14 protein-coding genes, 2 pseudogenes and 1 riboswitch are annotated in these 21,583 nt (G+C 34.8%); of the genes and pseudogenes, 2 read left to right on the top strand and 14 right to left on the bottom strand.

The genetic code is table 11. The features are described from left to right. Nucleotides 1–35: 35 nt before the first annotated feature. From C564_RS0111140 to C564_RS0111090, 11 genes and pseudogenes are all read right to left on the bottom strand, one after another. A complete protein-coding gene (locus tag C564_RS0111140; RefSeq protein WP_018765388.1) occupies nucleotides 36–1,217 on the bottom strand; it encodes a NupC/NupG family nucleoside CNT transporter in 1,182 nt (393 codons plus the stop codon). A gap of 111 nt (nucleotides 1,218–1,328) precedes the next feature. Then, nucleotides 1,329–2,000 carry a deoxyribose-phosphate aldolase gene (gene deoC, locus C564_RS0111135; RefSeq protein WP_018765387.1) on the bottom strand — a complete coding sequence of 224 codons (672 nt, stop codon included), beginning with the start codon at nucleotides 1,998–2,000 and terminating at the stop codon, nucleotides 1,329–1,331. A gap of 373 nt (nucleotides 2,001–2,373) precedes the next feature. Next, a complete protein-coding gene (locus tag C564_RS0111130; RefSeq protein WP_018765386.1) occupies nucleotides 2,374–3,312 on the bottom strand; it encodes a sugar-binding transcriptional regulator in 939 nt (312 codons plus the stop codon). A gap of 281 nt (nucleotides 3,313–3,593) precedes the next feature. After that, nucleotides 3,594–4,679 carry a non-hemolytic enterotoxin subunit C gene (gene nheC, locus C564_RS0111125; protein WP_026008533.1) on the bottom strand — a complete coding sequence of 362 codons (1,086 nt, stop codon included), beginning with the start codon at nucleotides 4,677–4,679 and terminating at the stop codon, nucleotides 3,594–3,596. 196 nt (nucleotides 4,680–4,875) lie between these two features. Next, nucleotides 4,876–6,084 carry a non-hemolytic enterotoxin subunit B gene (nheB, locus tag C564_RS0111120; protein WP_006094514.1) on the bottom strand — a complete coding sequence of 403 codons (1,209 nt, stop codon included), beginning with the start codon at nucleotides 6,082–6,084 and terminating at the stop codon, nucleotides 4,876–4,878. 53 nt (nucleotides 6,085–6,137) lie between these two features. Next, nucleotides 6,138–7,298: a non-hemolytic enterotoxin subunit A gene (nheA, locus tag C564_RS0111115; RefSeq protein ID WP_018765384.1), complete on the bottom strand. Its 1,161-nt coding sequence runs from the start codon at nucleotides 7,296–7,298 to the stop codon at nucleotides 6,138–6,140. 961 nt (nucleotides 7,299–8,259) lie between these two features. Then, a pseudogene (locus C564_RS33430) lies at nucleotides 8,260–9,299 on the bottom strand (hypothetical protein). Between the two features lie 36 nt (nucleotides 9,300–9,335). Next, nucleotides 9,336–10,442, bottom strand: coding sequence for a hypothetical protein (locus C564_RS0111105; protein ID WP_033794803.1), 1,107 nt, complete (start codon nucleotides 10,440–10,442; stop codon nucleotides 9,336–9,338). 223 nt (nucleotides 10,443–10,665) lie between these two features. Then, nucleotides 10,666–11,340, bottom strand: a complete 675-nt coding sequence (locus C564_RS0111100; protein ID WP_018765383.1) for a response regulator — start codon at nucleotides 11,338–11,340, stop codon at nucleotides 10,666–10,668. Next, nucleotides 11,303–12,826, bottom strand: coding sequence for a sensor histidine kinase (locus C564_RS0111095; RefSeq protein WP_018765382.1), 1,524 nt, complete (start codon nucleotides 12,824–12,826; stop codon nucleotides 11,303–11,305). Before C564_RS0111095 ends, C564_RS0111100 begins: the two co-directional genes overlap by 38 nt. 662 nt (nucleotides 12,827–13,488) lie before the next feature. Continuing rightward, on the bottom strand, nucleotides 13,489–15,315 hold the full coding sequence (locus tag C564_RS0111090) for an APC family permease (protein ID WP_018765381.1): 1,827 nt from the start codon (nucleotides 15,313–15,315) through the stop codon (nucleotides 13,489–13,491). Nucleotides 15,316–15,456: 141 nt separating this feature from the next. Further along, nucleotides 15,457–15,605, bottom strand: a riboswitch (cyclic di-AMP (ydaO/yuaA leader). Nucleotides 15,606–15,983: 378 nt separating this feature from the next. Here C564_RS0111090 and C564_RS0111085 point away from each other — a divergent pair. Beyond that, nucleotides 15,984–18,425: a PAS domain S-box protein gene (locus C564_RS0111085; protein WP_018765380.1), complete on the top strand. Its 2,442-nt coding sequence runs from the start codon at nucleotides 15,984–15,986 to the stop codon at nucleotides 18,423–18,425. A gap of 465 nt (nucleotides 18,426–18,890) precedes the next feature. Here the strand turns inward: C564_RS0111085 and C564_RS34655 are convergent. The 3 genes and pseudogenes from C564_RS34655 to panE all read right to left on the bottom strand — a co-directional run. Next, nucleotides 18,891–19,049, bottom strand: a pseudogene (locus C564_RS34655) (phospholipase); the annotation flags it as partial. A gap of 64 nt (nucleotides 19,050–19,113) precedes the next feature. Next, nucleotides 19,114–19,389 (bottom strand): hypothetical protein, encoded by a 276-nt coding sequence (locus C564_RS0111070; protein WP_018765378.1) that lies wholly within the window; start codon nucleotides 19,387–19,389, stop codon nucleotides 19,114–19,116. A gap of 150 nt (nucleotides 19,390–19,539) precedes the next feature. After that, a complete protein-coding gene (gene panE, locus C564_RS0111065) occupies nucleotides 19,540–20,454 on the bottom strand; it encodes a 2-dehydropantoate 2-reductase (protein WP_026008531.1) in 915 nt (304 codons plus the stop codon). 171 nt (nucleotides 20,455–20,625) lie between these two features. Here panE and C564_RS0111060 point away from each other — a divergent pair, with 171 nt between their 5' ends. After that, the gene (locus C564_RS0111060; RefSeq protein WP_003196811.1) at nucleotides 20,626–21,171 is read left to right on the top strand and encodes a GNAT family N-acetyltransferase; all 546 of its coding nucleotides are present in this window, start codon (nucleotides 20,626–20,628) and stop codon (nucleotides 21,169–21,171) included. Nucleotides 21,172–21,583 lie beyond the last annotated feature (412 nt).

Below are 21,583 nucleotides of genomic sequence, written 5' to 3'. Positions count from 1 at the left end.
CCTTTTTATTTTTTATTCGTCTAGCTCTTAAATTCTTAATATATTAAACCAACTATTGTTGCTGATAAAAAGCTTACTAAAGTTGCACCAAAGAGTAATTTCAAACCAAATCTTGCTACTACATTCCCTTGTTTTTCATTCAAACTTTTAACAGCACCGGCGATAATTCCGATTGAAGAGAAGTTTGCGAATGAAACAAGGAACACTGATATAATTGCTGTTGTTCTGCCTGAAAAATTAAAGTTCCCTTGTGCTAAATTTGTCATAGCTACAAATTCATTTGATACAAGTTTCGTTGCCATGATGTTACCTGCGTTAACAGCTTCATGCCAAGGGACACCTATAATAAAAGCAAATGGCGCAAATACATAGCCAAGGATTTCTTGGAATGAGATACCAATTATCCCTTTAAAAATTGCATTAATGAAAGCAATTAAAGCAACAAATCCAATTAACATAGCCGCTACTGTAATAGCAACTTTAAAGCCATCAATTATATACTCCCCTAATACTTCGAAAAAGGTCTTTTTCTCTTCCTCTTGTACTTCTAACATATCTTCTTCTTCAGTAACCTCGTAAGGGTTAATGATAGAAGCAATAATAAATCCACCAAACAAGTTAAGTACTAAAGCGGTTACAACATACTGCGGTTTTAATAAAACCATGTATGATCCAACAATCGACATAGAAACTGTTGACATTGCAGATGCACACAATGTATATAATCTTCTTTCTGATAGTAGACCTAGCTGCTTCTTAACTGAAATAAAAACTTCTGATTGTCCTAAAATGGCTGAAGCTACAGCGTTATACGATTCAAGTTTCCCCATTCCATTTATTTTACTTAAAGCTAAACCAATGTATTTCACAATAAATGGCAATACCTTAATGTGTTGCAGGATACCAATTAAAGCTGATATGAAAACAATTGGCATTAATACCCCTAAAAAGAATGAAAATTCTTTTTGATTTGCTAAACCACCAAATACAAAATTAACACCATCACCAGCATACTTTAACAATTGTCCAAAACCATCTGCAATCCCAGCAATTAACACGTTCCCGATGCTTGTATTTAATAGTAAGAAACCTAAAATAAACTGAAGCACAATCATCGTTATAATAGGGCGATATTTCACTTTTCTTCTATTATTACTAGCAAGCCATGCAATGCCTAACACAATGATCAAGCCTATGATACCGATTACATATTTCATAAAATTCACCCTCCTTTTCCGTATCCGCTTACATATTTATCAAGTGTTAAAGTAATAGATACACCATGCTCCTTGCAGTTTGTGTATCTATTACTTACAACGTTTTATGAATTAGTAGTTATCTGAAGCACCATTTTTGTCATCTAATACGATTGCAACACTAGCGCTTGCTCCGATTCTAGAAGCTCCCGCTTCAATCATTTTCTCTGCATCTTCTCTTGTACGAACACCACCAGATGCTTTCACACCAACATTTTCTCCAACAGTTTTACGCATTAATGCGATATCTTCAGCAGTCGCTCCACCAGTTGAGAATCCAGTTGAAGTTTTTACAAAGTCAGCTCCAGCTTTTACAGATAATTCACAAGCACGTACTTTTTCTTCATCTGTTAATAAGCATGTTTCAATAATAACTTTTACAAGTGCTTTTCCTTTTGCAGCTTGTACAACTTCGTAAATATCTTTTTCAACGAATTCATTATCGCCATCTTTTAAAGCGCCAACGTTGATTACCATGTCAACTTCAGTTGCACCTTTTGCAATTACATCTTTTGTTTCAAATACTTTTGTTTCAGTTGTATTCGCACCTAAAGGGAAACCAATAACTGTACAAACATCTACATCATGTCCTGCTAATTCTTCGGCTGCTAATTTCACCCATGTAGGATTAATACAAACAGAAGCGAAATTGTATTTTTTTGCTTCTTCTAAAACTTTCATAACGTCTTCTTTTTTAGTATCCGGTTTCAAAACTGTATGATCAATTAACTTTGCAATGTTCATTTTCTTCACTCCTCATATCTTTTAACAACTTCATTCTAACTCCACTCTGAACAAATGTAAACATACTTTTGAAATTATGTTCAATATTTCTTTGAGATAGCGAACTAAGTTTTTAAAATTGACACAAAAAAGGGGATACCCTATTAACAGCTCCCTCATAAAACACAGTATTTATTCATTGATAAAGTGAAACTTTAATCAGCCCTCACCAATCCGACTTTTACGGGATTAAAAAATTCCTTTCACAAATCTCTTATACAAACCATTATTTCATCATGAATTTTTCACTGAAAAACTCATATATTGCACAGCCACATACTAAAAGAAGGTTTCTCAAATTTATACTTTTGAGAAACCTTCTTTTTTAACCTTTTTAATAATTTAAAAGCTCTTTCGCGGTATGCTGATCTATAATCAGCACATTTGCATATCCTCCGCTTAACGCACCATCTATTGCTTTTACTTTTCTAGAACCTCCAGCAACAAGAACAGAGCGTTTTTTTAAGCGCAACTCCTCTAAATCAATACCAATTGTACGCTGATTAATTTCCTCACTGCAAATATTACCAGCTCCATCAAAGAAACGTGAACAAATATCACCAACAGCTTGTTCTTTCAATAAACTCATCTCTTCTTTATCTAAATAGCCTAATCGAAATAATAGAGCTTCGTCTCTAACAGTTCCAACCGTAAAAATTGCAATATTTGCTTGTTTTCCCATTTCAATAATATGGTGAATATGTCTATCCTGTTCCACTAATTCCTTTGTAACTGCGTTATCAAATATAACTGGAAGCGGTAGATTTCGTGGTGTCGTTTGAAATGCATCTGCAAATAAAGCGATTGTTTCATTCGCATAGGTATTAACACTTGAGTGACTAATACCCCCTTTTAATTGAACAACCTCTACCCCTTTTACATGTTGCGGCACAATTTTTCTTGCGATTTCATACATAGTGGTTCCCCAGCTCACACCAACGATATCACCATTTGTAACAGTCTCCTCCATATACTCAGCAGCATATTTACTAATATATTCCGTAATAGTCGCATACTCTGGTACCGGAGAAAATACGACGTGCGCTTCTAATAAATTATATTTTTCTCTAAGTAGATTTCCTACATTATCTAAATCAGCAAATGGATCTGCTATGTTAATTTGAACAAATCCTTTTTCTTTCGCATATTTTAAAAGCCTTGAGATGGTCGGTCTGGAAATATTCAGTTTATTAGCAATTTCTTGTTGACTATAATCAGATTGGTAGTATAATCTTGCAACTTCAACACTTAATTGTTGTTTATCTTTATCCATAGTAGCTATTTATATATCCTTTCCTACATTTTTCTATCATTTACAAGCATTATACCGCTTTATTCTAGGAAATTCGACCATCTAAATTGATAGCCAACATTTTCAGAGTAACTTCAATCAAATTTATTTATTGGGCGAAAAAAATTTCTATCAATAAGTTTCTTTTTTCTGTCCCTTGAATTAACACATATGAAGTTCCTTAAACCTCTATTTATCCTCGTTTCAAACTTCAACCAAAACAAAAAAATCAGCGGAGGCCCCCCACTGATTAGAGTCTTACTTTATTCTACTACACCTTCATGTAATTTTTCTGTATAATTTTTGACATCCTGCCAACTATCTCTAGCTGTATTCAGATCTTCTTTGATAAAAGTAAACTCCTCAGGACTGATACCTTTTACATTTTGTAACAAATTATTATACTTAGCACCAATTGTATACCACTGATTCGAAATATTTTGAAGAGAAGTAATGGCTGCATCAATTGTTTCCGTCATATTGATTGTCTTATTTTTAACATCAGTCAAAATAGCTACTTCCGCCTGTGCCCCAGAAATTCTAGCCTTTAAGTTTTCGATTTCTCGTTCTGCATTTGCAATATCTTTCTTAGCGACAGCAATCATCGGCCCACCAGCGAGACAAGTGATTAACGCCACACAAAGTGCTGCTCCCGCAATAACCATATCATTACTTTTTTTAATTGAATCATTGTAAGTATTGATTTGCTGTTGCAACAGCGGAATTCCAGCATTCGTACTTGCTAAAATTGAGGTTAATTGATTTGCATCATCTTTAAAGCTTTTTGTATCTTCTGCCATTCTATTTCGAAACGTTTTTAGATTTCCTAACAGCTTATCCACTTCACTCTGGTTGTTCAAAATGACATTGTACAATTTTTCCAAATCAGATTTCAATTTCCCGCTGTCTTTTTGGTCCATAGCTGCTAATAAATTGTTGTAATATGCTTGGAATGTATCATTAAATTCCACAATATTTTGATCCGTCTTCAAAATTTGAGGTTTCATTTCATCTAACCAGTATGTCGCATTCAACTTGGCCTCTTTTTGGTGCTTGATCATATTTTCTCGTAAACTACTATTTACTGCACTTATTTTACTCAAATCTGTTTCTTGTTGATCACGAATTGTTTTCGCATATGCATCTATTGCAAATACACTAGATGTTGTTTGTGCCATTACATCCTGGAATCCTGCAGGACCAAGAGAATAGTTTTTATTACTTTCTTGCAATGAATGTATTTGCCCCTTTTGTTCTGCTGCAAGAGGATGCAGTGGTACAATATTACTTGTCGTAACCCCGAGAACCATCATTGACAACATGATTTTCTTATAAAGCCTCTTATTCATATCTCCACCTACTTTGTATAAAGTACAACTTCTATCAGCTGAGATTCCCTTTATCTCAATCATTCTCTGTGTCTCTCTGTTCACGAATAATGAGATTAAAAATCTCCTGCTCAAAATTGAACAGGAGACCTGCATCCCATACTTTATATGTCCGAAAAAATTATCAAGTATCTCCATATAAAGCATTAGTGATTTATTACGCTTTTGTATCCACTACTTTAATATCCTCAGCATAAATCTTTTCAGCATAATCTTTAATATTTTTCCAGCTATCTTTAGCAATATTTAGATCCTCTTTGATGAAAACAAGATCGTTAGGGCTAATAGATTCAACGTTTTGAAGTAAAGAGTTATATTTTGATCCCATTGTATACCATTGATTTGAAATATTTTGCAGTGCAGTAATGGCTACATCGATTGTATTTGTTAAATATTCAGTTTGAGTTTTAATATTTGTTAAGCCAGCTACCTGTAATTGAGCTTGCGAAATTTGTCCTGTTATCTTTTGGATTTCTGCCTGTGCATTATCAAGTTCTTTCTTCGCTAAAACAATTCCAGCAGTTCCCCCTCCTATCGCTGCTGCTCCACCTGCAATAAGTCCAATTCCTAATGGAGTCCCTGCACCAGTAGCAATTACAACTGCACCACCTATAATCGCAATTGGTCCTAAAGCTGTTGCAACTGACGATCCAATAATAATTGCGTTATATTTACCAATCGCCTCATTATACGTTGTGATTTGGTTTTGCATAAGTGGAATTCCAGCATCTTGACTTGCTAAAATAGACGTTAATTGATTTGCATCACCTTTAAAGTTTTGCGTATCTGTTGTCATTTTATTTCGAAATTGTTTTAGGTCTGCCACTAACTTATCTACTTTTTCTTTGTTCTCTGTAATACTAGCAGATAATCTTGTAAGTCCTTTTGTTAGTGTTGCTTTGTCTTTATTATCTACCGCTGTTACTAACGTATCATAATAGTTTTGGAATTTCGTATTATAATTAATAATATTTTGGTTCGTGGAAATCAATTGCGGTTTAATTGTATCCAACCAATGATTTGCATTTCCTCTAGCAACATCTTGATGATGAACAACTTTTGTTTTTAAAGAATCATCAACTGTCGTTATACCATTAAAATTAACATTAGCTTGTTTGATAATTGTTAAAGCATATAGGTCCATTACTAAAGCATTTGAACCTGTTCTTGCCATCGCATCTCTTAGACCGTCTGGCCCTAATGAATATTCAGAGTACTTGTCCGATGCATCTGATACACTAGCATGAATCGGAATTGGTTTTGTTGTGCTTTCCGCTGCATAAGTATGTGCTGGTAGGATATTACCTGCTGCAACTACTGCCATGATTGCCGATAGAGCCATTACTTTATAAGGTTTTTTTGTCATTTTTCTTCTCTCCCTATATCATTAATTATTGTGATGTATTGTCTGCAAGAAATTTAATGTACCATTACATTTGTCACGTAATCTTCAAATTGCTTCGTTTGTTTAGCCATCTCATCATTTAATCTTTTAAGTTGACTAAATTGTTTTTGGAGTGTACTACTATCAATAGAAACACCTGTTGCAAGATTCTCTTTCATTTGAAGCATAGTTTCATTCACTGACTTCCAATCATTCACCAAATACTCCAAAGTTGTAATTTGTCTATTAATTAGCTCCGTAAAACTTTTTACCTGATCTTCAATAAATGTAATTTCAGTTACTTGAATTTCAGATTGTGATAACTTTTGAATAAGTGGTAGTAATTCTTTTTGCTTCTGCTGGATTCTATTCGCAGCTTCTCTTGTTTGACTATCTGCAGCATTTACGATTTCATCGCTAAGAGATCCAATCGATACAAAATCTACTGTTTTTGTCTGAGCTGTTTGATTCGTAATTGTAAAAACTTGTTTCCCAATATTAATTGAGCCTTTAATAATTTCATTTGGTCGATTTAAAATCTTTGTAAGTTCCACTTGAATCTCTTCTTGAATTCTTTTAATATCCGCTCTTATTTGTACAATATCTCCATTTGAGCCCTTTAATGATTGAATTGCTGTGTCAGCCTTTTGAGATAGACTTGCATTATCTTTATCCAATAAAGCTTTAAAGCGATTTAACTCAAGTAAAGTTTGTTCCATGTCATCTTGAATTGTTTGTGATTGACTATGGAGCCTACCGAAAGCGCTTACAAAATCATTTTTTGCTTGTTCATCTTCATTCACTTTTCCAGCTAAATCATATAATTTACTATAATAGCTATTAAATCTTGTACTATATCTCATCATTTCTTGATTTAGATCCATTAACTTCGGATTATACTCATCTACCCATTCACGGACATTCGTTTTTGCGATCTTTTGAAAATCTGTCAAACTACTCATAGCACTTACTTTAATATCTGGCTGTTGTAAAATAACTAATCCGTAAGCTTGTATTAAAGGAGTGTTTGCCCCTAAAGTTCTTATCGAATTTGACAATGTATTTCTAGCCGTAATATTTTGAACACTTGTTTGTTTAAATTCTGATTGATTACTTTCTGCGAAAGCACTTATAGGTGTTAAGCAACTTGTAGATACTGCCGTAACCAATAGCCCTGTAAGTAAAGTCTTTTTCACTTTAACTCCTCCTAATATATTAGTAACTAATTATATTTTTTTATATAGATTTAATACTGTTTATTTCTTTATAATAGACAAATATAGGAAACGTTTCCATACATATTCAATCTTTTTCGAATAGGTATGAACTCTATTAGTTTTTATATTTCCTTATTAGCGATTTCATCCCTTACTTTTTTGATTCAAATTAGAACTACTATCTTAATAAGAAAATAAAATCATATTTTACTATATCCACCTCTTTCGATTCATTAGATTTAAAATATAGCACCACTTGGACTTAAACTAAATCATATAAGCTATTCATCATACCTTTTATTTACTGAATGAATTTCCTACCATGAATCTTCTTCCAATTCCCTATAAAACTAAGAAAGAAGATTGCATATGTTACACAAAAATATTATTCATTTTTCACAATTCATTAATAAGGTTATGAAACAAATAACTGTGTTTAAATTCAAGTTTTATACTGTAGCCTCATTTAAACACAGCTATTTTTTATCGTAAAGGTGTATTTTTTCTTCCGCTATTCCATAGGCTTTTTGTCTTTATTTCAATATAAAGTAACATTAACTTTATAAAATATTAATAAGAGTATTTTTCATTGAAAAGCACCTTTATCTCTAAAAGAATCGCCATAGCAATTATTATTTTGATATAATTATCATGAGTGTATGCAATTATGCATACACTCTTTTTACAGAGCAGATTTCCTTACTTTAAAACTTTTTCTCCCTTGCAGAAAACAATTCATTTTCTCTTTTTATAAAAAAGAAAATGAATTAATCATCCTCCTGATAAAAACATTCCCTTTCTGCTCTTTTATTCATAGGTAGTAAGTCCCATCTATATCCTATATTCATTATCTAAAAACGAGCGCTCACTAGTACCAATTAAATGGTAAAGTTTACTGAGAAATCCTATTCTATTTCTATTTTTTGATTAGCAAAGTATACTACAAACTACCACAGTGTCTACATTTATTACGCCTCCGATAATAGTAAGCTATCGTAGCGCCAAACAGAGCCACTCCCCAAATTGGCCATAATAACTCTGGACCTTCCAATGCCCATCCCCTATGATCTAGGCCCCCTTTATTAATAAAACCTCGGATGTACATCAAACCAGCTGAAGTAACCATAATGGAAACCAACGCGGAAAAATTTCTCCCCATCGCTGAATAAGCCCTAGCGTAAGAATTGCCCCTCCAAGCGCTACGGTTGCCAAAGACGCACCCATTAACCAAATTCCAGGTGAATCACGTTCAAAAGAATCAAGTAATTCTTTAGTCGTTCCTAGTGGAATGCCTATCGCCCAACACCATCTTGTTATGGAATAACAGATGGGAATTATAATAGCAATGTAAGTGCACCATTTCCCCCAAGATGCTGCTGAGGATTGTGATGTCCATTTAGAAGGATTACTATTTCGGCCACAATACGGACAAGCATTTCGTATTTGGCGTTGGTAGGCTAAAGCAGTAGCAATCCATAGAAAGGATCCGAGCATACTAATATATTGATTTACAACCATCCCATACATCATGTGTTCAAAAAAATTAGCTTCAGATGGAAAATCAAATGGCGCTCCAACCAGAAAGACAATTCCATACGCCGCAGTCGCCAAAATACGGTAATCGATAACTGCAAATAATAGAATTGCTACTAACATATACACAAACGTGAGCAACATCATTCGGAAAAGTCCCTTGCCCCAGCCAAGAATCATCAGGACAGCTACAATGACTCCCATTAATCCAAATCCAACCATCATAGGTGCACCGATCTCAGGCCTCAAACCAGCTAGCATTGAGTATTCAGAATGTGGATCCCCTATCCCAAGTGGAAAACCTTTTCCTCCCAACGCCCAATACAAACCTAATATGAAATACATAAACGACCACGCACCTGCAACATACCCAATCCATTTTGGCCATAGCGATAACCGCTCAACAATATGAATTCCGGTTTCACTTGTTTTCTTTATCTTTAACATCTCGAAAACCACCCCTTCTATTAGAAAGTTCAAATGCTAAAACTTTCCGCAAAATCCACACTGGCCTTTCCTTCTTTGATAATAAGCAAGAGTTGCCACTCCTAATGCTATTCCCCATGGAAGCCAAAATAGTGAAGGCCCTAATTCTCCCCAATTTCCAGCATTGATGGAACCATCCAATATTTTCAAAATGATAATCGGACTTATTTTTAATCCCGCAAGAGTGATAAGAACAGATGCACATATCGCTGGTATCACCGCGAACCAAATAGGAACACGTCTTCCAGCCAAATAAAGGCACCAACGAGGAAAATTTTCTCCCCATTTTTGGATAAGTCCCAATGTAAGAATAGCACCGCATATTGGTAATCCCCCAAGTACGACCTCTATCAAACGTTCCGTAAATGATTGATTGCTAATTAATGTTGCTGCTGCATCACTCACTCCCCATGGAATCTCTGCAGCCCACGCTAAGCGGACAATGCCATAAGGAAGTGCCATAACGATAGCAATGTAGGTTGCATATTTCCCCAAACTGTTTCCGGCAATTGAGTTATCCTGAGTCTCCTTTTGGCGTCCGCAATTCACACATGCTTCCCGGCTCCGCCGCTGATAAGCCAAGGCTGTGGCTCCCCACAAAAATCCTCCTACCATACATAGAAGTTGATTTATTACAGACCAATCAATGAGTTGAAAGTGTAGCATGAATGAATAAGCGAAATTCTGTAATACCCGGACATCAGGAATCACAAACACTAGAGTCATACACATTATCCATGCGAAAATGAGCAGGACTGCACGTGGAATCATTCCCCCCCACATTCGGATTGTAGCCAATGCAGCGATTGCTCCAATCCCTCCAATGCAAGCGATTGTCACTCCTCCCACATCTGATTGTATGTTTGCTAAAAATGATCCCATCATAACCCCTCTTGAATCATTTTCACCAAAAGGAAATCCTGCGCCTCCTAAAGCCCAATAAAGCCCCAAAATCCCATACAAGAAAGACCAGATTGCAGCTATATAAGCAACCCATCTATGCCAATCTGACAGCAGTTTATTTTGATTCCTCTTCCTATCTTTCAATGTGTATTCTGAGTTATTCTCAGTCGACTGTCGTATATAATTTAATTTAAAAACCATAGTCTCCAACTCCTTAGTGGATAGTGATGAGTAAGTTCATACTATAATAGGAGAAACAATTTGAAACGAATCCACGGACCTGTTTATAAACAGGTCTAAAGATCCGTTTATAAACAGGAGTTTACATGATTAAGGCTTTAGGCCCACTTCTTGTAAATGTCGCTAGAAAACAAAAACCCAATTCCATGTAAAGGAATTGGGTTGAGAACTTTCTAAATATAAATCAATAATCGCTTTCCTGATTCGGACGCATAAACCCTTGTTCCCATGCAAAAACAGCAGCTTTCGTACGATCAAGCATATGAAGCTTACTTAAAATGTTACTAACATGGCCTTTCACTGTCTTTTCACTAATGAAAAGACTTTCAGCAATTTCAGCATTCGTGAGCCCCCTAGCAATCAATCGTAATACTTCCAATTCTCGTTCACTTAGCTCGGAAAATGGATTGGGAGATGCCTGTTTCGTAGCACGAATCTCATTAACAACCCGTGCAGCCACCCGTGGATGCATAATGGATTCGCCTTGTACGCCTCTCCTTACCGTTTCAACCAATTGATTAGGCTCAATGTCTTTAAGCACATATGATATTGCCCCTGCACGTAACGCTGGAAAAATGTACTCGTCCTCATGATAAGAAGTCAACACAATCACTTGAGAACGAGGACTAACTTGTTTAATCATTCGTATCGCCTCTACACCATTGATACCCGGCATCACTAAATCCATGAGTACGATATCTGGCACAAGCTCAGCAGCTAGGTCCGTAGCATTCTCACCATTCTCTGCTTCTCCAACCACGTGAAAGTCAGGTTGAATTGTGAACAGAGTATTCAATCCTTGTCTTACAATTGCATGATCATCAACAATTAAAATCGAAATCGGATCTTCCTTCTCCATTTTCTGTCACCTCTTCTAAATAACCATTGGCATTCGGATTGTTATCTTCCCGAATGTCTGCTTGTTTACATTGAACGGTAATTTTCACACCTTTCTCTATCCCGCTTTGGATATCGATATTCCCTTTTAACGTATGAATCCGTTCACGCATAGAGGACAAACCTACTCCTTGTCGAGTTCCCCTTTGAATATCAAACCCACAACCATTATCATGAATAAAAAGAGTTACTACTTCTTCGCACTCTAGATGAATCATTACCATATTTGCTTGACTGTGGCGTGCAACATTATTCAGTGCCTCCTGTGTGATGCGAAAAAATGTTTCTTCAATAATGGGGGATACTTGTTGCTGTCCACTTGTCTCCAAATTAACCATGATACCCGTTTGTTCTTGCCACATCCCCGCATAATCTTTTAATGCATGTGCCAAATTCTTTCCCTCAAGTGCGACAGGACGTAATTCCCGTATTAATGCACTTAACTCCCGCTGCGTTTGATGTAACAAGTTTTCTGCCTTTAGCAAATGGTCCTTAGCGATATCATCATCTTTTCCAATAAGGGATTTACTAGTATTCAGCCAGATAGATGTAGCAAACAGTTGCTGCTTAATACTATCATGTAGCTCACGAGCTAATCGATTGCGTTCCTCAAGTGTCGCTAAATCTTGCCGCACTCTAAGTAAGGTACGTAATTGTTTCGCCATTTGATTCAACTTATGTGCCAACTGCCCTAATTCATCCTTTGAAGGATCATGTACAAATGTTGTGAAATCTCCTTGACTCCATTGATCTGTAGAGTTTAATATCTTTTGAATACGACGAACGAGACTTCGAGAGGTGATAATTCCAAAAGTAATACCAACAATTGCTGCACCAATAAAGAAAGCCAAAATACTAAATCCAAAAAACTGAAAAGTGGCCTTCCAAAAATCGAACAAAGAAAAATGTATGTTTTCTGCTTTAACTACTAATACCCCAAGAACATCTTTCTCATTAGATAACGGAGCAACAATATATAAAACCCCACCTTTATGATAGCTATATGTTTTTAACTTACGTGCTTCGGATGGTTTCAGTGACAGAGCTGTATATATATTTCGATAAACTTTCGCAGGGAACTCTGTTTTAAAATCAATAAACTGAGGCACATTCTCTCCAGCACTTGCAAGTAATTTCCCATTTGGATCAGTCACCACAGAAAATCCATCGAATTCAGTCCCTACTTCTATGGGCCAATCTTCTAATGCCTTCTTCAGTTGATTTTGATTAATCAATGGTCCATTAAAGTTAGAAGATATATTTTGGGCCTGTATGCTTATCTGTTGTTCAAACATTTGGTCCGCATTATATTTCACTAGACTAAGTGAAATAAGAAAGCCTACCACTTCAAGGGTTAATAGAACACCAATGGTTGTTAATACATAAAATAAAGTCAGTTTCCACTGCAAGCGGCGGAAATGCCGGACAAAACGAGACAAAAATTTCATGTTTTTCCCTTCCTAATTGAAAGTATAGTGACCACCGTATTGTTCAATTCCCACTAAAATCTACTCCCTACTATAAAATATGTATTGAAATTTAACATTCCTCCCCCCATGAAGCTTCTTTATATCATTCATTCTAAATTTAATTTTTCTTGATGAATTAGAAATTTCCTAGCGTACCCTTAAAATTATTTGTGCACGAATATATCCTCTCCTTGCTCTTCTGTAAATCAGATCCTTTTCCGTCTTATCATTCACTCTATTTTAACAACTTCTTAAAAAGATAGATTGGTATGGAGAAACAGATATAAACTCCCCCCTTCTACTTAATGACGAATGTGGATGTGGAACATGCACTTTTGTAATAATATTCTTAAAGAAAAAATCAAAAACTATATATCTTTATTGCCTTAATAGTAGTAAATATATTCATAAAATGTAGATAATCATTTTAAAAACCAGGGTCGTTCAAAGAATTGGTGAAAGTAATTGGATAGGAATTTTAACAAGGTTAGAAAGAATAACTTTTGGAGTGGTAAAAAGTTTCGAAATACCAAATTTAACATAAGGATTGGATACACAAAGATAAGATATAAAACCTATTTGTATAAAAAGGTAGCTCTACATAAGTAAAGCTACCTTAGAAATTGCTTGTTCTATAATCTTTATTTTTTCAAATGATACGGTACAGTTGTAATAACTACATTTCTCTTATAAAGCAAGAATGCACGAATCAATAAGCTAGACTGGTTATGAAGAATATTGTGCCAGCCTTTCTTAGGAATAAATTGCGGTATTACTACAGTAACCCGATAATTTGATTCGCTAGCTTTATATTGAACTGTATCAATAAATTTGGTTAGCGGCTGAATAATACTTCTGTAATGAGAGTGTAGTGTCACCAGTCTAACCTCAGGCTGCCATTTCTTCCATTTTTCTTCAAACTTCTTCTCATCTTCTCTTTCAAAAGAAACGTAAACAGCTATGACCTGATCTGGTGAAAGGGATTTAGCATAATTTAATGAATTCTCTACTACATGAGTCATCCCAGCAACAGGAACAATTATGACATTCCCTTCAATCGGCACAATTGGTTCACAAGTTTTAAGACTTAATTGATCACCTACCGCTTCATAATGCTTTCTAATTCGATGAAAAACAATAATAATGACAGGTAAGAAAATTAAGACTGTCCAAACTTGTGAAAACTTAGTTAAAAAGAACATGCTCATAACTATAAAACTAATAATAGCACCCGTTAAATTAATCGTTAATTTTAAAATCCATCCTTGAGGCTTTTCACGAATCCATTTTACCACCATTCCAGACTGGGACAACGTAAATGGAATAAACACGCCTACTGCATAAAGTGGAATAAGATGTTCTGTTTGCCCTTGGAAAGCAATAATTAAAAGAATTGAAGCAATTCCAAGTATGATAATTCCATTTGAATACCCTAATCGGTCTCCTCTAACTGTAAACATTCTAGGTATAAACTTATCTTTTGCAAGATTAACTGCTAGTAAAGGAAAAGCAGAATAACCAGTATTAGCAGCAAGTATTAATATCAACGCTGTTGTTCCTTGAATAAAGAAATACATGAAGTTCCGTCCAAATGTTTCTTCGGCAATTTGTGAAACAACTGTTACCTCTTCACTTGGAGTAATACCATAATAGTAAGCTAAATATACGATTCCTGAAAATAACACTGCAAGTAAGGAGCCCATCGCAAGTAACGTTTTAGCAGCATTTTTAGGAGCCGGATCTTTAAAGTTTGGAATCGCATTGGAAATGGCTTCAACACCTGTCAAAGCAGAACTACCTGATGCAAATGCTTTTAAAAGTAAAAACAAACTAATCCCTGCTACTGGTGTACCAATTGGTGTATGCAAATTAGGTGAGACTTCACCTGTTACAATGTTGTATATACCTACACCGATTAATATAAATAACGCTAAAACAAATAAATAAACGGGATAAGCTAAAATAGAAGCTGATTCCGTTACTCCTCTTAAGTTCAAAATTGTAATAAATAATACAAAGATAATAGCAATAATTACATTATGAGCATGTAAGCTAGGAAAAGCAGATGTAATAGCATCTGTACCTGCAGATACACTTACTGCCACCGTTAAAATGTAGTCTACTAATAAGGAACCTCCGGCTATTAATCCTGGATTAACACCTAAATTTTCTTTTGATACTACATATGCTCCCCCGCCATGAGGATAGGCAAAAATAATTTGTCTATAAGACAAAATTAGAGCTGTTAGCAAAACTAAGACTCCTATTGCGATTGGAATAGAATACCAAAATGCTAACGCCCCCACTGTAGATAGAGCAATCAATATTTGCTCCGGACCATAGGCAACCGATGATAATGCGTCAGAAGATAGAATCGCTAACGCTTTCGTTTTATTAAGCTTTTGCTCTCCTAATTCGGTTGATTTTAAGGGTCTTCCAATTAAAAACCTCTTTATAGTTGAAACCACTGCTGTCCACTCTCCAATAACTTTGTACGTACATTTCTCTTTTAGTCAAATTAATACGCTATTTTTCAGAAAACAAAAAATGTCTACAAGCCATAACAAATAGACTTGTAGACATTAATTTTTTTGTCGCACAAGCTCCACCTTCCTTCTCATATAACGCTTACGAGGTTAGCTGTCGGATTCGGGCCTGTGAGTAGCCCTACCTCTTTTGCAAGGATTCACCCCTTGGATTATGTATCAATCCATAAAAACGGTTCCCCCGTACCATCAGGTTTCAGCGATTTAGAAATTCGAAACTGTCGATTATCATACTCCCTTATTTAGAAAAAGTAAACAAAAATTTTTAAACAATGGCTTAAATTTTTAGAAATAGAAAAATTGTGATGATTATATAGGGTATTACTTCGTGAATGAATATAATGCATCATATAAAATTAGCTTTTGAAGTTTTTGCACCACAATCAAATTATTTATATATACGCTATCTATTAATGAATAGACTTCACCTTTTTTCAACTACAGTATACATATATCTAGACCCATCGATTACTTCTATCAGTTCCCCTATTAATACTCTTATTGTTCGAAATATTAAATCTAAAACCCGTTTTATTTGTAGGATTTCCTTACTTTTTGTCGAATATATTCAATGGGAGGAGGAATATTACATGATTTTCAAAGGATTCTTCATTAATCTATCTATTTTTGCTTTCCTAGTTAGCTCAGCTATATTCATTCGAGTGTTGATTTTGAATATTAATTCTAAATTAAACCGGCTATACGGAGGAGTAGTTGCCGGTATCATAGCTGCTATTCTGATGGTCTTTAATTTTAAGCACATGGGATTGTTTTATGATCTTCGAATGGCTCCTCTTATAATTTCGTACATTTATTTTGGTCGTACGGCCGGTTGGATTACAATAACATTTATTATAATTATGCGCATTTTCTATCTTGGTGGTAATTGGGGACCATCTTTGATTGTTTCTTTAGGAATAGCTACTATATATACTATTTTTGAAACTTATCTCAAGAAGCTTCATCCCTTTAAGAGAGTCTTTCTCTATCTAGCTGTTTATATAGCTATGATCCATTTGGTATTCGGATTCTTTTTTCCTTCTATACCTCTTATACTTTTTGACATTCAAGGTACATTATTTATATCTTCTGGACTATTGATCTGTATTTTTCTTATGGAGTCCTACCAAAAATTATATTGTTTAACACAAAATTTAACTAAAGCGAATGAAACATTACTAGAATCCAAGCAAGAATTAAGGGATACCGTACATGAATTGCAAGGAGGTATTTTTAAATTTAAAAAAGTAAATGGAAATTTTATTCATACTATGTGTGATGGGCAGTTATTTTATCAACATGGGTTTCACTCAGAACAAGTGGTAGGAAGAAGTTTACTTACCATAGATTCTTCCATTATTTCATTTCATTTACTTCCTCGACTACTAAAATATTATCAACAGGCATGGGATGGTGAAGAAGTCAGTTTCGAACTGCCATGGCCCAATGATGAGACTATTATACTTTTCTCTCTTAGGCCTGTTAAACGAGAAGGAACAGTTATTGAGGTAGTTGGTTCTACTGTTGATATAACGAAAAGAAAAAATGCGGAAGATGAACTAAAGGTGACGAAAGATCGGCTGGAATCATTTATTAATCATAACGTAGATGCTATCACTATATTTGATTTAGATGGACATATGATACAAGCCAATAAAGCTTATGAAAAGATATTTGGATGGTCAGAAAAAGAAATCTTGGGAAAAAAATTACCTTGCATACCTGATTTTTTAATGAATGAAACTTTAGAATTTATAAAAAATATTAAAAATACCAATATACAAGACCCTGTTATTACTAGGTTAGAAACAGTTAGACAAAGAAAAGATAAAACTCTAATTGATGTAAGCTTGACGGTTTCACCCATTCTAGATTTAAGGGGCAATATAATTGCTTTATCAGGAATTTGTAGAGACATTTCTGAAAGGAAACAAGCAGAAAGAGAACTCCATCGATTACATCAACAATTAAAAGACAGTGAAATGAAATACCGTGCACTAATCGAACAAGCAACTGACGCAGTATATGTAGTAGAGCTGAATGAGGATCAATTTCCAACAGGATTTATAGAGGTAAATCCTGTTGGGTGTAAAAGATTTGGATATAGTAGAGAGAAGCTTCTCTCAATGCCATTTCCTAGTACCGTTCCGCCAGATTCTCCAATGGTCAAAAGAGTAATAAAAAAAATTAGAGAAGGGCAAACTTCTTTCACTTTGCAAGATGAATTTGTTTTTCCAACAGGAAAAACAATAACAACTGAGTTTGGTGTCCGTGTTTTTAACTTGAATGGCAAAAACGTTTTCTTGAGTATCTCTCGAGATATCACTGAGCGGTTAAAAACAGAGGAATTATTACGAAAATCAGAGAAACTTGCTGTAGTTGGTCAATTAGCCACTGCAATTGCCCATGAAATTAACAATCCTTTAACAGCAATGAAAGGATTCATGCATTTACTAAAATCATCGGAAAATAAGAAAAATGAACATTATATAGATATCGTGTTATCAGAGATTGAGCGAATAGAAAGTATTACAAATGAATTTATGGCACTAGCAAAGCCTCAGGCGTTAGAAATTAAAACAAATGATCTTAATGTATTAATGAAACAAGTTGTAATGATACTTCAGCCTCAAGCAATGATGAACAACATACAAATTACAACTGAGTTTACATCTGATACTTCATTCATCCTTTGTGAAGGAAATCAATTAAAGCAAGTTTTTATAAATATCTTAAAAAATGCGATTGAAGCGACAGCAATGGGAGGGGAAGTCTTGATTCAAATCGAATATAAACCTGATAAAAACCAGGTAAACATTCGATTTACTGATTACGGATGCGGAATTGAAAAAGATCGTATACCTTATCTAGGAGAGCCATTTTATAGTATTAAAGAAGATGGTATCGGTTTAGGATTAATGATCTGTTATAAAATGATCGAAAAGCACCAAGGAAAGATACTTATTGAAAGTGAGGTAGGTAAAGGAACGACAATCAATGTAAATCTTCCTATATCTACTCTCGAAAACTAATATTCTTATTTATCTTTTTAGGTACCACCGTATCACCAGAAATTTAAAAATAAAAACATCTCAAAAGTAAAAAGTTTCTTTTCTATAGTTTAGAAGAAGAAATTTTTTACTTTTAAATATTATGGATAATTTAATTTTAAAAAATGAAGAACAATATCTATTAGAAGCTGATGATAGTGTAAAAATACCAGCAAATTCGAAACATAAATGGGAAAATTTTCAGATATGGTGGATTATTCCTAGAATCGTTGCCGTATCTTAATAAAGACATCCTTGTTGCACAGACAATTGGTATACCAAACATGATTGTAATACACAGATTGATCGAATGAACTTAATAGAAAGAGAGGGCCTTTCTGGTAAGAGCTCCTCTCTTTCTATTAAGTTGTGTCATGTGTAAGTTTATCATTTTAACCGAGAAGACTCCCTCCTCTAAACGAAGTGAAGGTGGGGGTAGTTCAATTCTTATTGATTCACGTACGTATCAAACCATAAATGGATATATCCAGCTGTAATACGCTGCGCTTCTATTAAGCGTTTTCCTGTTACTGGTGTTACCTCAGCACGCCATTTATCAGCAGAGTCTTGTGACACAGCCGCTTTTATAAACCAACCTTTCGTTGAACTTTAAGGTGAGAGTCTTACTATCGGCGAATAGCGGGATAAAATATTGAATGTTCATATACAATTACCTGATTTGTACTTTTTTATATCCACCTTCTTTTTCGAGACCATTCATTTTTAAATTCACATAATAAACCAATCTAAATATAAACGGAAACAACAAAGAGCCTACAAGGGATGGAATGAATATTTTATTAAAAAGTGAAGCTATCCCAAAAAGAATCACCGCAAAAAAGTAGCCTACAATTGCACTCCAATAAACAAAACGTGCAAATTTAATTTGGAACGTATCACCTTTTTTGCAAGGTTTACCGAACATAACTTGGACAAATTTAATCAATGTAATCACCTCTCCTTATGCTGTAGCTTGTTTCAAGAGACAACAAGCCAATTATATCTCATTTACAGTAACTCGCTTGGAAATGTCTCCTCGAAAACCCGTCACACCAGCAGGTCTACGAATCTCTCTATAGACTGTTGGAATGTTCGCTTACAGCATCTCTTCATAAACTTTTAAATTTTGATAAATAATTTTTAACAATGGCGCATCTATATGAAATTGTTTTGCTAATTTTAACAAATATCCTTGTAAGTACTCCCCCTCGATAGGTGAATCTTTCTCCATATCCCGCTGCATAGAAGATTTCATATCATATGAAATCTTATCGATCGTCTTCATATGTTCGTCAACAATATTATCCTGAATTGGGGCTCCAGATGCTTTCATAATCTGTGCTGCTTCTTCAAATAAATTCCGAATCAAGTCCCGTCCCCCATCACTTTCACGGATTGGTCCTATTGGTGCGCGCATTAGCGTAGTCACACCTGACATAACAGTAATAAATAAATATTTATGCCACATATCTTGCACGATATGATTACTCAAAACAAAACTTGCTTTTGTACCCTTTAATGCATCGGCAATCCCATATATTCGCTCTGTATGTAGATGTTTAATTTCCCCAAATATAAGTCGGTCAGCAGAGCTAGTTTGAACAACATCTCCCTCACCGTTTAATGTTGTTTCAATAAAACACAAACCTCCAATAACTTTATCCTCACCAAATACCCGTTGTAATACAGATAGATGGGCTATACCATTTAGTAGTGGTATAATAATTGTGTTCTCACCAACAAATGGCTTCAAATCGTTTATTGCTTCTTCTAAATGATAAGTTTTTGTTGAAAATAAAATTAAATCGAATGGATCTGCGGATTCAGTTTTTGTGATTAATTGTGGTATAAAGGAGAAATCTCCATTTATGCTACGAATAACAAGACCATTTTTCTCAAGCTGTTGTTTTCGTCCACTACGAACGAGAAAAGTAAGGTCTTCCCCTTTTTCTACTAAACGGCCTCCAAAATACCCTCCGACTCCTCCAGCTCCTAGTACTAAAATACGCATATAGAACTCCCCTTTTCCAAACATGAAAATTTCACTTCCTTGTAACATAACTATATTATACATCTGACTCATTAATTAAACAGAAGATTCAACTTTTTAATAAGGTTTTATTTTAAAATTATGTATTATAGACTTAGTAAAGACTTGTATAGTTAGAAAGGATGAGAAGAAATGCAATATCCAATGTTCTTATCTAAAAGATTAACAATACGCCCATTTGAATTAGATGATGCTCCGAGAGTTCAAGAATTAGCAGGCGATAAAGAGGTTGCGAAAACTACTACAATTATTCCTCACCCTTATCCAGATGGCTGGGCAGAAGAGTGGATTACCTCTACTCATACAGCTATGGATAAGGGAGACAGTTTTCACTTTGCAATGGTTAATGAGCAAAATATGCTCATCGGTTGTATTTACCTTTTTATTAACAAAAAACACAATAAAGGAGAACTAGGATACTGGCTGGGTAAATCATATTGGGGTAAAGGATACTGTACAGAAGCCGGTCAGGTCATCGTTACATATGCATTTGAAGAATTACAGCTAAATCGTATTTACGCCGATGCTTTTACTAAAAACCCAGCCTCTTCTAAAGTCATGCAAAAATTAGGATTGAAACATGAGGGAACATTTAAACAAAGTTGTTTGTATTGGGGAGTGTATGAAGATACTGTTGTTTATGGTTTAACAAGATCTGATTATAACAAGAGTAAGTAGCTTCTCTTCTTTTTAGCGAATATCAATAATACGAAAGCTTTAGTTCTGCTTTCTAGATTTATGAAAGCAGAACTTTTTGATTCATTGCTTGTTAACTATGGAATCTAACTACTATTGAACTACCCCTACCTACCTCTACAAGAGCTTGAGGTGGGGGATTCTCCTGTCTCTGTCCTCACAAAAACAGTTTCTCTCGTTCAACAAAGAGGATACAACAATATAGAGTTCGGTAGTGTCTGTATGTAAGACGACCCATTCTATCTTCCGACGAAAGGTAAAAAAAATAGGTACAACTACTTTGTTCTTATATCGAGGATAGAACACTTTGTCATGCATCCAGTTCCTAGACTTGTTATCTGCTCTGGTAATAAGCGTAAAAATCTGGGACAAAGTGCTCTTTTTTATCATGCAA

The organism is Bacillus sp. 105MF, from assembly GCF_000374885.1.
Taxonomy (GTDB): Bacteria; Bacillota; Bacilli; order Bacillales; family Bacillaceae_G; genus Bacillus_A; species Bacillus_A pseudomycoides.
This window is presented reverse-complemented; position numbering and strand designations above follow the sequence as displayed.